This is a genomic window from Limisphaera sp. VF-2 (assembly GCF_049537125.1).
In the GTDB taxonomy this organism is placed as follows: domain Bacteria; phylum Verrucomicrobiota; class Verrucomicrobiia; order Limisphaerales; family Limisphaeraceae; genus Limisphaera.
Genome location: NZ_JBMVQY010000001.1, coordinates 1,781,600 through 1,794,980, shown reverse-complemented (window position 1 = coordinate 1,794,980; position 13,381 = coordinate 1,781,600). Strand labels below are relative to the sequence as shown.

General features: G+C 66.0%; 6 protein-coding genes. 3 read left to right on the top strand and 3 right to left on the bottom strand.

The genetic code is table 11. The annotated features are described in order from the left end of the window. Window positions 1-43: 43 nt before the first annotated feature. The gene (locus ACPDIT_RS06400; protein WP_423442345.1) at window positions 44-1,291 is read right to left on the bottom strand and encodes an LL-diaminopimelate aminotransferase; all 1,248 of its coding nucleotides are present in this window, start codon (window positions 1,289-1,291) and stop codon (window positions 44-46) included. Window positions 1,292-1,625: 334 nt separating this feature from the next. Here ACPDIT_RS06400 and ACPDIT_RS06395 point away from each other — a divergent pair, with 334 nt between their 5' ends. Together ACPDIT_RS06395 and ACPDIT_RS06390 are read left to right on the top strand one after the other, a co-directional pair. After that, complete coding sequence (locus tag ACPDIT_RS06395) at window positions 1,626-7,697, top strand: hypothetical protein (RefSeq protein WP_423442344.1); 6,072 nt, start codon at window positions 1,626-1,628, stop codon at window positions 7,695-7,697. Window positions 7,698-7,905: 208 nt separating this feature from the next. Then, entirely contained in the window at window positions 7,906-8,427 is a 522-nt protein-coding gene (locus ACPDIT_RS06390) for a ferritin (protein ID WP_423442343.1), read from the top strand. A 159-nt stretch (window positions 8,428-8,586) separates the two neighbouring features. On the opposite strand, the gene ACPDIT_RS06385 is transcribed toward ACPDIT_RS06390, so the two are convergent. Then, entirely contained in the window at window positions 8,587-10,308 is a 1,722-nt protein-coding gene (locus ACPDIT_RS06385) for an excinuclease ABC subunit UvrC (protein WP_423442342.1), read from the bottom strand. A 388-nt stretch (window positions 10,309-10,696) separates the two neighbouring features. Here ACPDIT_RS06385 and ACPDIT_RS06380 point away from each other — a divergent pair, with 388 nt between their 5' ends. Beyond that, window positions 10,697-11,404: a Mut7-C RNAse domain-containing protein gene (locus tag ACPDIT_RS06380; protein ID WP_423442341.1), complete on the top strand. Its 708-nt coding sequence runs from the start codon at window positions 10,697-10,699 to the stop codon at window positions 11,402-11,404. Between the two features lie 587 nt (window positions 11,405-11,991). Here ACPDIT_RS06380 and ACPDIT_RS06375 read toward each other — a convergent pair. After that, window positions 11,992-13,371, bottom strand: a complete 1,380-nt coding sequence (locus tag ACPDIT_RS06375; protein WP_423442340.1) for a hypothetical protein — start codon at window positions 13,369-13,371, stop codon at window positions 11,992-11,994. Between the last annotated feature and the right edge of the window lie 10 nt (window positions 13,372-13,381).

The window sequence follows — 13,381 nt, the reverse complement described above, 5'->3', positions numbered from 1 at the left end:
CGGCCAACCGGCTCCGGCTCCTGCCGCGGCCCCGGCGGCGGACTCAAAACTCGAAGCGCACCTCGGAGAGACGATCGGCCAGCTCCTGCATGATTTCCACCTCCGCCTCCGGCGTGGGCGCCTGAAACGTCACACTGAACCGCAGGTACGGGCCGGCGTCGTCCCACGGCACCGTCGAGATGAGCTTGTCCATGATGAGCCATTGCGCGGCCTCCTCCGCGTTGGCAAAGCGAATGTGCTTGGCCGAGCGCGTGATGGCCGCGCGCGGGGCCGGCACGTACAGGAAAAACGAGCCGGCCGGCTTGCGCGCATCGAACCCGGCCTCCCGCAGCACGCGCACGAGCAGATCCATGCGGCGCGAATACTTGGCCGCGATCCGCTCCGTCAGTTCCGGGTGATCGAAGCAGTACGCGGCGGCATGTTGGATGGCCAGAAACTGGCCCGAGTCCGTGTTGTCCTTCACGTCTCCGTAGGCGCGCACCAGCAGTTCGTTGCCGGCGACGAAACCGCACCGCCACCCGGTCATGTTGAACGCCTTGCTCACCGAGTGCAGTTCCACGCCGACTTCCTTGGCCCCCGGGGTCGCCAGGAAACTGAGCGGGCGGCCCTCGTACACCAGCGCCGCGTAGGCCGCATCGGAAATCACGACCAGTCGGTGCCGCAGGGCAAACTCCACCACGTGTGCGTAGAACTCCGGCGTGGCGCTGGCCCCGGTCGGGTTGTTCGGATAGTTCAGCACCAGAACCTTGGCCCGGGCCAGGATCTCCGGCGGCACCGAGTCCAGGTCGGGCAAAAACCCGTTCTCCGGCCGCAACAGCAGGTTGTACACCTCGCCGCCGTAGTAGCGCGCGTGCGTCCCGAAGACCGGATAGCCCGGCGCCGTCATCAGCACCACGTCGCCGGGGTCGATCAGCGCCGCCGGAAGAATCGACAAGGCCGCTTTGCTGCCGATGGAGTGAATCACCTCCTTTTGCGGATCGATGCCCGGCACCCCGAAAACCCGCTCCAGGTACCGCGCCGCCGCCTCTTTCAACACGTCATCGCCGTTGTCGGCGTACCCGCGGTTCTCCGGCTTGGCGGCCTCCTCACACAACTTGGCCACCACCTCGGGAAAGGCCATCTCGTCCGGCTCGCCCACGCCCAGGTCGATGAGCCGTCGGCCCGGCTGGGCGGCCATCGCCGCCCGTTTGGCCCGCTTGATCCGTTCGAATTTGTAAATGGCGGTGGACTGGCCGTAGTTCCGACCGCCAATCCGTTGCGCAAAGCGTTCCTGAATGAATGAAGCTGCCATAGGTTCGTTTCCCGGCCCCGCGCTCCCGGAGCCGAAAAACCGGCGCACACTAGCCAAAGCGGTCCCGAACGGCAAGAGTCTGACCCGCTGCTGCACGGCGGCGCGTGCGTCCGGTCCTTCTCCATACCTCGGGCGTGTCCGGCTTGACAAACCGCGGGGCGAGGCGCAGTTAAGAGGTATAATGAACTCCATTCCAGCTTCTTCTCGTCCCCGCGTGGGACTGTCTTGCACACCCCTGCCCTGCCGTGCTCGACCGGGATCGGGCCCTGCTTGTTGCTCCTGGTTGTTCCACCTCGTCTGGCTTGCGGTCGCAGCCGCGCATGCGGACGAACCGTTGCGATTGGTTCCCGGCGGCGTCCTCGGCGGACAGTTCCGGGTGCACGTCACCGGCCAGGGAGCACGGGTGGTGGTTGAAGTCTCAACCAATCTGACCGACTGGTCCGCCGTGCTGACGAACGAACTGGTCGAAGGCGCCACCGCCTTCTCCGATCCGGCAGTCATTCAGGGCGGGCAGCGGTTCTATCGGGGACGCATGGTGTTGCTGCACGAAATCACCCCCTCCGAAGTCACCATGTTCGCAGGCGACAGCATCCTGTTCCGGGTCAACGAGGCATCGCGCGGGACCGCCTGGATCTTCAAGGTGAATGGGGTCACGAACGGCAACGCGGCCCTCGGCACTTTGGAACCCCATCCGGCGGATCCCGCCACGGCGGCCTATCGGGCCCCGTCCGGCATCAGCCGCCCGGTCCATTTCCGCGTGTGCGCGGAAGACCCGAGCGATCCGGCCCGGACCTTCTGCGGCACGGTCACGGTTTATCCGCTGCCGGCCACCCTGGTCGTAACGCCCGCGGCCGTGACCTTGCGCCTGGGCGGCACTCAGCAGTTTGCGGTCGGAGCTCAAGTCGAAGGCGCCGGTTTTGTGCCTTGGAACCAGGGCGTTTGGAAGATCAACGGCCACGTGGGCGCCGACCCGAGCCTGCAGCTTGGGATGATCGATCTGGACGGTCGGTTCACGGCCCCCCCGAAAATGCCACCGAATCTGCCCCGGACGATCGAGGTGGGCTTCTCGCCCACGCTCGAGGGCCCGGTCTTGGCGGCCGCCTCTGTCACGCTGGCCGAGCTCCGGGTCTCGCCACCCCACTTGGTGTCGCTTCAAGCAGGACCCGTCGGGACCGTGACGGCCGAATTGCGGTTGTCCGACAACACCACCTCGATCCTCGGGCCGGGGCAGGTCGCCTTCCAAAGCAGCTTCGACGCGGCCGCGACCGTGGACGGCTCCGGCAACATCACCGTCGGGGACGCCATGGGAGTGGCGTCCATCTCCGCCACCCACCTGGCCACGGGGGCCACGGACAGCATGCTGGTCGAATCGCGTCCCGACGTGCATCTGAGGCTGTTGAGCGTGCGGCAACGGAGTCCCCACGTCATTAACGTCAACCCCACCGCCAGCGGGGTGGTGTTCCAGGCGCCCGACACGCCGATTCATGAAATCGAAGTGACCCAGCCGGGGGTCCTGTTGAACCTGGCGCCGGACATCTTCTTCTTTCGCGGCGCAACCAACTTCAACACCAGCTCGTTTGCCGGCGCGGGCCATCGTGCCGTCTCGTTCCTCGGAGACGGCAACCTCGTACGGGATTTCGAGCTGGACGGCCGGGTGGTCCACACCGCGGGCCTGGTGGCACGCGTCGAGCGCCATACGGGCTTCGTCGAGTTTGGGGACACGCCCGGCGCCGGGGTGGTGACGATGATCTACGATGACGGCGTGGTCACCCGCACCACCACCACAACCCTGCGGTACACCCGGTTGAATCTCGCAGCCGAGTTGCGCGGAGCGGTCACGGGCCAGACCAACGAGGCGTTTCTGAGCGAGTGGCTGGCGCTCCGGATCCGGGTGACCAATCCGCGGACCCAAAACAGCCGTTTCATGGGCGATACGATCCTGCGGGTGCGCCAGCAGGGCGAACCGTTCCTGGTCGCACACATCCCGGAAACTGTCGGCTTCATTCGGTTGCCCGCGCCGAAGCACTTCGTGGAGACCACGGAATACGTGCATCTCCTGCCCAGCGGACCGAGTGACCGCAACCCGGGTCAGTTCTCGCCGGGACTCGGCGAAGTTCAGCTCTGGGTCATGGCCCGGCGCACCGGGGAACACCGGTTCGTGGTGGACATGCCCTCGGATCCCGGGGTCCCCCCGGTGGAACTGGCGATTCACCTGAAACCGCCGCCGCTGGACATCCGGCCGGCCGCCGGACTGAGCGCCGGATCCGCAATCGTCCAAAACAGTTATTTCGACCTGCAACTGCCGGCCGGGCCGCCTTCTTTCCTGTCCACCCCGATGCATCCGGAGGTCACGTTCGGCGCCGGCTCGTACCACGAGCGAGAAACGCTGGCCTGGTTCGTCAAGCGTCCCAATGGGCAGACCAACGTCCTGATCGCCGAGGTCTGGAACGGCCAGCTCGGTTCGTTTCCCACCACGCTGCGCGAGACCGGCCCCCACGAGATTTGGCTCGGTTATCGCAACCACCCCGGCATGCGCACGGCGGGCGTGGCGGTGAACGTCGTGGCCCCGGCAGCCGGTCAGTTTGACGAACTGCCGCCGCTGGCACGAAAGGAAGTGATGGACGACGGGATCCTCGTGCCGCCCTCGCAGCAATATGCCGGCGTGCAATTCGAGTCCCCGGTGGTGGGTGGGTTTACCGACGGGGTCCCCCTGACCGTGGTGGCCCGGCTGTATGCGGCCGACGGCGTGGCCAAGCGGTTGGGCAAGCGGATCGTCCGCCGCTTCCGCCGCTCGAATCAGCCGGACCAAGCATCGTTTACCACCAACTACGTCCTGGGCGGAGCCTTCGTGGCCAGCAGCGCGGGCAGCCGGTTTTTCCGCCTGGATCAGTCGGCCGCGATCGGGGGTCTGTTTCCCGCGGATCCGGACGGCTTTGTCCATTTCAACCTCACAGTGCCACCAGATCGCGACCCCACCCAGATCCGACGCCCCGTGCGCCTGACGCTCCGACCCGGGTTCGTCAGTGTGGATCCTGCGCAGCTCCCCCAGGCTCCCGAGGGGCTGCCGACGGAGTTCCTCGATTACCTGGATGGCGTGCTGGTCGCCGCCACCCGCGTCCCGTTGGGCGTGGCAGAATATGTCAATCCGGCGGACACCGCCTATCTGTTCCAAACGTTGGCCTTTCCCGGCCGCGGCGTCAGCGCCCTGCCCTCAGCCATCCCGGTCGCCTCACGCCGCGTGCGTGACGCCGTCACCGCAGGCAGGCTCCCGCCCGGATCCGACCGGGCCACGTTCGCGCTGCACGGGCCGGCAGAATTCGCCGCCGCTCTGGCGGGAGCCGAACCGCACGTGGCCGTGCTGGTGTTCGACTCCACGTGGGCTACCTACGAGCCCGACCCCGGGATCCGGGTCATCAGCCAACGCACCGAAGGCGCCCGGTTGATCGTGGAGGTAAGTACGGACCTCGACTACTACGAGGCCGATGAATCCGGCGCACGCTATGGAAACCGCACGGTTCGCCTGGCATTCCCCGACGGCTCCGTGTGGGTGAGCGAAATCCTGCTCTTCGGCGGCCGGATTGAACTGCACCCATCCATGTCAGACCGCAACATCCCCCTCAACGCAGCCTACGGCTATTGGGAAATCGGCCCGAACGGCCGGCCGATCCCCTTCCGCGAGGAAGAGGGCTCGGTACTCTTCGAGCTCCAGGGCCGCCCGGTCTTCCGGGGCATCCTCCGAACGGTGGAGCTCCACTTGCTTCCCTCCCTCCATGCCACCTGGGACGCGAACCGAAATGGAGAGGAAGACCCGGGCGAGGACCTTGACGGGGACGGCTTCCTGACCGAGCAGGACATCGCGCTGCCGGTGAGCTTTCGCTCAGCAAGACCGGAAAACCCGCTGGTCGGTTTCCGCCGCGAGGTCGATCCCCGGACCGGCGCGTTCCGCGTCCGGCAACTGGTCCGCGAAATCGCTCCGTCCTTTGGAGGACAATTTCGTGTCTTCGGCGACCCGACCGATCACCGGCGGCTCGACCCGGAAACCCGCCGACTCAGCGAGAAGTTCGATCCGGATCTGATCCCGGATTTCGTAAGCCCTGTCGCAGACGCAGAAGGTCTTCTGGCCCGACACGGCGGGAACCTTCTCGATGTCCGTTTCTTTTCCGTGTACAACTTCATGACCGAGATGCGCGAGGATCTGGCGGACCCGGGCTTCGCCCTGGACCGGCTGGTGCTGGCGCCCAACCCGCGCGACGCCACCTACGGAGCCTACCGCAGTGTGGATGATTCTCTGATCTTCGGCTCTCCGGCTGCCGAAACCCGGGCTTCCCGCACCCTGGCTGCGTTCGTGGATCACGACGCCACGCCCTTTGATTTCCATCCGGACGAGCCGGTTCTCTACGGTTTCTTCCCCTTTCAGTTCTACGGCGGCGTGCTCGACCAGGCCTGGCAGCGCCGGGTGATCAACGTCCGCAGCAGCGGCCTGCCGGGGGCCGTGCCCATGTTCACCGACGACCGTTTTCGACCCTACAGCTCGCGCTACGTCGGTCCCACCCCCACCGGAGCCCAGCGGGTCACCTTTGGCGTGGATCTGGACGGCGTGTTGTATGATCCGACTTCGATCAACTTCCCCAAGCCCCGCTTTCACGACTTTTTCGGCGACCGGAAGCCGGTCGCAGAATTCCTCGCCTCCCAGCGCGTGGATGCGGATCCCAACAGCGCCGAGCTGCTCGGACTTCCCGTGGTCGCGGCCGCGTTGGGAGACCTCACCCTCACAGACGCGAATCTTCTTCGCCGCATTGGCGGCACCTCGGGCGGGTTTGCGGATCGGACCCGCCATGCCCCCGGGCGGCTGGGGGCCGAGGCCAAGACCCCGGGCGCGGACCTCCCCGGACTTCATGCGGGATTCCTCACCTTCGGCCGCCCCGACCAATTGATCGACCCCCGGAATTCGCTCCTCGAGGACGACATCCGCGACGTGCTCATCAAGCGCGATGACACCGGCCGGTTGATCCGCGAAGACCGCTTCCTGGGTACCCCGGCACCACGTTTCGTGCACGGCTTCGCCAACAACGAGGACCGCAAGCGTTCCATCCGCACGGCCGTGCAGGCTCGCCTGCACTTCGCCGTCCTCACCGATCCACCGAACGTCACCCCCGAGGACCCCGCCACCTGGAAGCTCCGGCCCAACATCCTCGTCCGGGAACAACTGGCGGCGGACAACCGCCCGGACCTCGTCGTGACCAGCCAGAGCGAAGGCCACGAACCGATCCTCAAATTGGTGGCCGACACGGCGGTGGATTTCGTAGTGGACATGACGGCCGGAGCCGTGCTCGCGACAGTGACCGGCGGCGGTTTCGAGGGTTTTTTCCTGGGTGCCTGTGAACATCCCGAGCTCGGACGGCAGGCCCTCGGCGCGATCCGCAATCTGGTTTTCGGAATTGTGGATGCAGAGTTCATGGAGCCGTATTTCGAAAAGAGCAACCGGGATGCCATCCATTTCATTCACCGGAATTTCACCTCCCTCACGGTCACCAACCTGCCCATTCCCGGCGTCAATTGGGGCGCGTCCACCCGTTTGCTCGGGGACCCGCTGCTTTACCCGAACATCTTACGCGTACTGACCAACGCCCCTGATAATCCGTCCACCAACGGAGTCGGGATCATCAGCCGGGCTCTGCTTCACATTTCCTCGCACCTACGTATCCCGGATTTCCTGAACCGTCCCACCTCCTTCTGCGATCTGCTGAATCATCCGCTCGAAAAGCTGAAGGACGAGATCAAAGCGACCTTTTCGGCGGAGACGTTCGGAGGTCTGGGCAGCGCCGAAGCCGTGGGCGTGAAGATCTTGTCCATCGCCATTCCCCTGGAGGCACAGCTCAGCCCGGGGGTGTTCAGTCAGACCTACTCCATCATCCGCAAGATCGATGTGCAACCCAGGGAACCCACGGAGGTCACGCTGGAATCGCTGCCTTGGCAACGTGTCTTTGCCACCTACCCGTACGCCGATGTCGTGCCGGACGAAACGTTTCTGCGCACCCTGTTGGGCCGGCGATTCGACCCGGATCCGGCCGTGGCCGCAGCGGCCACCGAGATCTGGCGCGCGGTCCAGCGCAAGTCCGTGCGCCGCTCGGTCGAGAACATCCGATACCAGAGTTACAAACTGCGCGCCTGGCAGATGCCCGGGATCAGCGCCACCCTCGCACCGTTCCAAAACACCGGCACCGGCCGGCGCGTGGGAGATTTCGTCCTGATCCCCAACCAGACGATCCTTCCCGTAACGGTCGCCGCCGGTGCCATGGTCTCCCGCGCCAACGAAAATGCCACCGCACGCGCCCTGGTCACCACGCCCGGCTACGAGGTGATCCTCCGCCAGGGCACCCTGATGAAGCCCCTCAACAACCCATGACCCTTCGGCACGGCCACGGCAATGCGTTGGTCCTTCAAGCCCCCCCGCGACACGCGGCGTTTTCGAAAAACCCCGTGTACGCATCGCCCCGGCCGGGCTGAGCCCGCGCCGTTCCCGGAGGCGGAAGCAGCGCGGCCTTGCCGGAAGCGGAGCCAGAGCCCATGTTGAGCACGAACAAAACAACGCAACGAATCCTGGAGCAGTCACCATGGGCGACACAGTCATTCCCGAGGCGGTCCGCAAGGAGTTGAACCGACAATTCAATCATGAGTTGATGGCGGCGCATCACTACGAGGCCATGGCCTGGTGGTGCGCCCACCAAACCCTGCCGGGGTTTGCCCGTTTCTTCCGCAAACAAGCCACCGAGGAGCGCGAACACGCGGCGCGCATCGGGCGGCACCTGATCGATCGCGGGATCTGCCCCGCAGTCGAAGCCATCCCTGCGCCCCGCTGTGACTTCGCCTCGTTGCTGGAGGTGGCCCGCCACGCCCGGACCATGGAGCAAAACAACAGTCGCGGCATCCACGCCGCCTACGAAGCGGCGGTGACGGCGAAGGATTATCCGGCGCAGGTGATGTTGCACTGGTTCATCCACGAACAGGTGGAAGAGGAAGCCTGGACCGCGGAGATGGTGGCCCGGGTGGAAGCGGCCACTTGTGCCGGCGCGTTGCTCGATTTGGACCGGCACATCGAGCGGCTGTTGGAGGCCAAAGAAACCGGCGGAAGTTGATGGCCGGGGTGCCCCACCGAGGCGCACGTGCGTCGGGCCTGAATCACCGGTGCACCCCCGGCAGAGCCGGCCCGCGCCTCCATCCGAGTCCCCGTCTCAGAGTTGTGGCGAGAACCATTGCCCAAGCCCCGACCAGCAGGCCTCCTCGGGAAAGCCCGCTCAACCCGGCCCGGGTGAAGGGCAACCGGCTTCCTGGGGTGCAGCCGTGGAGGGCTCGCTGGGAAACCGGGCATCGAGAAACCGGCGCAGTTCCGCAGCCAGCCGCGGGCCGAAGCCGGGCACCTGCGCGATCTCCTCGGCCGTGGCCCGGCGAAGTCGTTGGACGGATCCGAAATGTTTGAGCAGGGCTGCCTTGCGCACCTCTCCGATCCCGGGAAACTCGTCCAACACGCTTTCGGAGATTTTCCGGAGCCGCAACTGGGCGTTGTAGGCGTTGGCGACGCGGTGGGACTCGTCGCGGATGCGCTGCAGCAGCTTCAGCGCGGGGTGGTCTAGGTCGAGGCGCAAGGGTTCCGACTGCCCGGGCCGATAAATCTCTTCGAACTCCTTGGCCAGGCCGATGATGGGGATGTGGCCGAGGCCGAGTTGATCCAGTTCCGCCTTGGCTGCGTTGAGCTGGCCCTTCCCGCCATCGATGAGGATCAAGTCGGGCAGACCGGCCGGCGCCGGGCGTCGCGCAGGGCGACCTTCGCGCACCGCCTGTTCGGTCTCCCGGACCAACTGCTGCAACTCGGCCGGCACGGGTTCGACCCCCTCGTGGCGCTCGGCCCGGGGATCCACGGTTCCTTCCCGCGCAGCGGCCTCAGCGGAAGGGGCCTCGACGGTCGTTGCGCCGGCCTCGGGCTGCAGCTCGCGCAGGAGGCGTCGATAGCGCCGCCGCACCGCCTCGGCCATGCAGGCAAAGTCGTCCTGGCCTTCGACCGTCTTGATTTGCAGGCGGCGATAGTGGGCGCGGTCGGGGCGTCCGTTCCGGAAGCGGACGACACTGGCGACCTTGAGGGAGCTGCTGATGTTGGAGATGTCGAAGCCGTCGATGCGTTCCGGGGGCGCCGGCAGTCCGAGCACTTCGGCCAGCGCGGCCAGGTCGCGTTCCGGCTGGATGGCTACAGGCAGGGTGTAGGGGAGGCGCTCGAAGCGCTCTTGTTTGCGGGTGGTCTCGCGCAGGGCAAAAAGCAGGTCGCGCAGCCGGGCGGCGCGTTCGTATTCCTGGCGCGCCGCCGCCTCGCGCATGGCGGCTTCCAGTTGGGCCTCTGTATCGCGGCACTGGCCCTCGAGGAATTCACAGGCTGCCAAAACCTGCTGCAGATACTGCTCGCGCGTAACGTTGCCAATGCAGGGGGCCGTGCAATGCTTGAGATGAGCGTAAAGGCAGTGACGGTAATCGGCCTCGGTGGGAGTGAGGGCCCGGCAACCGCGCAAATGAAACTGCCGGCGGGCCAAATCCATGACACGACGGAGGGCCGAGGAACTGGGGAACGGACCAAAATAACGCGAGCCGTCCTCGTTGCGAATCCGAGTGAAGGTGAACCGCGGAATCGGATCGTTCAGGTTCACCTTCACCATCAGAAACCGCTTGTCGTCACGGAAGCTGACGTTGTACCGGGGGCGGAATTCTTTGATCAGTTTGCCCTCCAGCAGCAGGGCCTCGGCCTCGCTGCGGACCACATGGACATCGAAGTCATGGATGCTGTCGACCAGGGCACTGAACTTGGGATCCCACGCCATCTGGCGCGAGGGATGAAAGTACTGGCTGATCCGTTTGCGCAGGTCGCGGGCCTTCCCCACGTAAATCACCGTGCCCAGTCGGTCTTTCATCAAATAGATCCCCGGCCGGTGCGGCACCGACCGGAGTTTCTCGCGCAAATGTTCAGGAACCGGCATGGTGAAGCTCAACGACAGTCGCGACGAGGGTGGGCGCCCGCTCGCGTTCGGGCCGTTCGAACGCCACCGCCCGGGCCGGCCGCCCCTCCATGGCCGGGTTCACATTCGGCCTCCGAATCCACCGCAGTGACATGACCCGCGCTTCGAAAACGTATGGGGCGTCCCGGGCCCCGTCCCGCTCGATCCCCTCGATCGCCCTGCATTCTAGCACCAGGCGGCTCTCCCCGGCAAATCCACGCCGGCTGCGCGGGGCCGGCCCCGGCGCTCTTGGACGCGAGGTGGCTGCCCGCGCCGCCTGGGGGCTGACCCTGCGGCGACGGACGACATTTGTTGCCGCGGCGAAGATTGCGCCGGCCCACCGGGGGCCGATCGTGGTAGGTTGCCTCCCGTGAGACGGATTCAGAAAGCCTGCCTGCAGCGCTTCGAGCAGTTGGCGCAGCGCTTCGGCGCCCGACGCCCCGAACAAGCCGTGGCGCTGTGGATGCAAAAAGCGCGGGAAATCAGCGAGAACCACGGCGTGCCGTTGGCAGAGGCACTGGTCTGGGTCGATGCCCGGCTGCAGGGCAAGTGGCGGCGATTCCGGTGGCGCCGGCAGGGGCGGCCGCCCTCGGCAGCGTCGGGCCGCGCATTGTTCTGCGATGCCGGTCTGGGTGGACTGGCACGCTGGCTGTGGGCCGCAGGGCAACCGGCGGTTTGGTGCCGGGATGCCGACGACAGCCAGTTGGTGCGGCGTGCACTGCAGGCAGGGGCGGTGCTGCTGACCACGGACAGCCTGTTGCTCGAGCGGCGCGTGGTTCGGTCCGGGCGACTGCCCACGGTATGGGTACCTCCCACCTTGCGCGTCACGGAACAACTGGCCCTGGTGTTCGATCAGCTTGGGTTGCAGCTACTGCCTCCCCGTTGCATGCGCTGCGGCGGACGATTGTGCCCGGTGGAAAAAGCCGCCGTGGCGGATCGCATCCCACCCCGCACCGCCCGGTGGCTGGAAGAGTTTTTCCTCTGTCAGAGCTGCGGAGGGCTGTTCTGGAAGGGCACGCACTGGCAACGCATCCTGAGTCGGCTTCGCGCCCTGGGGTTGCCGGGAGCCCCCGGATGAAAGTCGCAGAAGTGGCTAGGAACCACCCTGCGTCCTGCTTGTTCAGGTGTCTCTGTCCGCGGCAGGTGCTACCGGCCGGGGAAAACACCCCGTGAGAGTCGCCACCGGCGACACCGCTCGCCTCTCATTGGGCCGCCTTGGCCGGGTCAGCCTCCTTCGCGGACAATCCGCCCCGCGCGATTCCACGGGATCATCCGAGGATTCCTCCTGCCCGAGGCGAGCCGATGCGCCCAAGTTCGCCGAATTGGAAACCGGTGGGGTCATCGGCGTCCGGCTCCCCGGCGGCGCGTTGGATCTCCGACAGCCGGTTGGAAAAGTCATCGGGCGAACATAAAACCCGCGGGTGTCCTCGAAAGATCGAAGGGCGCTCGTGCAAACCACCGCTGGTGCGAGAGCCTGCTGCCAAGATGGCCGAACCGGCGAACCCCGGTTTCACACCCGCGCCCGGGAGACCGGAGGCGCAACCAACACCCACAGGCCCACCCGACGGAGGCGCGTCCGTGTGAGCGGCTGCGGAAACCGCCTGCGGCCAGATCGCTTGCCCCGAGGCGCCGGCAGGTCCTCACAAAGCTTCCCGAGCCCGGGGCCTAAAACGTATACCGCATCGTGACGCCCAGTCGGTTTCGATTGAATTCGCGGCCCTCGGCGTAGGGTGCCAGACGCGTGGATACCCGGTTCACCGCCGTGTCGTGCGTGTAACTACACTCCAGCTCCAGGTGGGAATTCACCCGGTAGGAAGCCGTCAACCCTGGCGTGTAAATCCAGTCCTCGCGCTGGACCGGCGCCTGCCAATCGCCGATGTACAAGGTGAGCCCCGCAGTCAGGGAGAAGCCAGCCGTCCACTGATGCCGCCAACTGAACTCGTACCGAATGTCCTCATACACGCTATGGCTGGTGAAGGCGGGCTGCTCGAACCGCGTGGCCCGGAAAACGAGGGTGTCCCTGCGCGTGGGCAGAACCGTGACCGTTGCGTCCATCCAGTAAAGAATCTCGCTTTGATGGAAGGCCGGCGGGGTTTGGTCCCAATCGCGCACGTCCGGCCCCGCCAGTACGGCCAGTTTGAGCCAGGAAACCGGCGATCCCTCGAGGCCCACAAGGAATCGGTGATAATCGTTGGCGTAGGGACTCGGCGCGCCGCGGAGTCGGCCCTGGTGTTGGTGACCGTGGCGATACCCCAGGATGCCGTGCAGGTGCGCCCCGATGGGGATGCCCAGGTCCAGGCCGCCCCAGGCGTCCCAACGGTCGATGTAGTTCTCGTACAGATAACGGTTCGGTTCGGGGTTGGGCAGTTGTTCCGTGCGGAAATCGTGGATGTAAACGCCGGCCACGGGTCGAACGAACCCGCGCGACAACGAGAGGGTGGCCTGCCACTGGCTGCGGTACAGCACGGCGTCCCGGCGGTCCCGCAGAGGAATCCCCCCAATGGCACGGCAATCGCCGGGCCGAAGAGTCACCGGCCCCCAGTGGCTGCCGTCGACCCCCATCCACTGATGGCGCCACTCCCATTTGGCTCCCTCCCAGACACCCGAAAGGTTCAAGCTGGCCCGATGAGCCACAAAGTCCTCCGAAGAGGCCCGATGGAACCAAGTGAACTCGGGCGCGTAGGAAGCCGCCAGATTCAGCCCCGGACCGGGCCGCCATTGGAGGGTGAGACCCGGCGTGACCGCTGTCACCCACGATTCCCGTTTGGGAAGGCTGACGGTGGGTCCGGGAGGGCCGGTCATTCCCGGAGCCGGCCTTGTGTCCAGAATGAACACGTTGTCATCGTACAGTTCCTGCACCGCCAGGCTGGCGTTCAGGGTGAGATTGGAATGCACCAGCCAGGTCGCCTCGACGTGCGTCAGTGTCATCACGAGCACTGCCAGGCCGGACGCGAAAAAGCGCCCCCGACTTGCCACCGGGAGCCCTTCGCCTCTCTGGCCGGGCACCGGGAGGTCACCCTTCCAAAATTCCGTGATGCGTCTCATGTCTTCATCC

What these genes read in the sequence shown, in the direction of transcription:
- ACPDIT_RS06375 (WP_423442340.1), bottom strand. Translation starts at nt 13,371, where the DNA reads ATGAGACGCATCACGGAATTTTGGAAGGGTGACCTCCCGGTGCCCGGC.
- ACPDIT_RS06390 (WP_423442343.1), top strand. Translation starts at nt 7,906, where the DNA reads ATGGGCGACACAGTCATTCCCGAGGCGGTCCGCAAGGAGTTGAACCGA.
- ACPDIT_RS06385 (WP_423442342.1), bottom strand. Translation starts at nt 10,308, where the DNA reads ATGCCGGTTCCTGAACATTTGCGCGAGAAACTCCGGTCGGTGCCGCAC.
- ACPDIT_RS06400 (WP_423442345.1), bottom strand. Translation starts at nt 1,291, where the DNA reads ATGGCAGCTTCATTCATTCAGGAACGCTTTGCGCAACGGATTGGCGGT.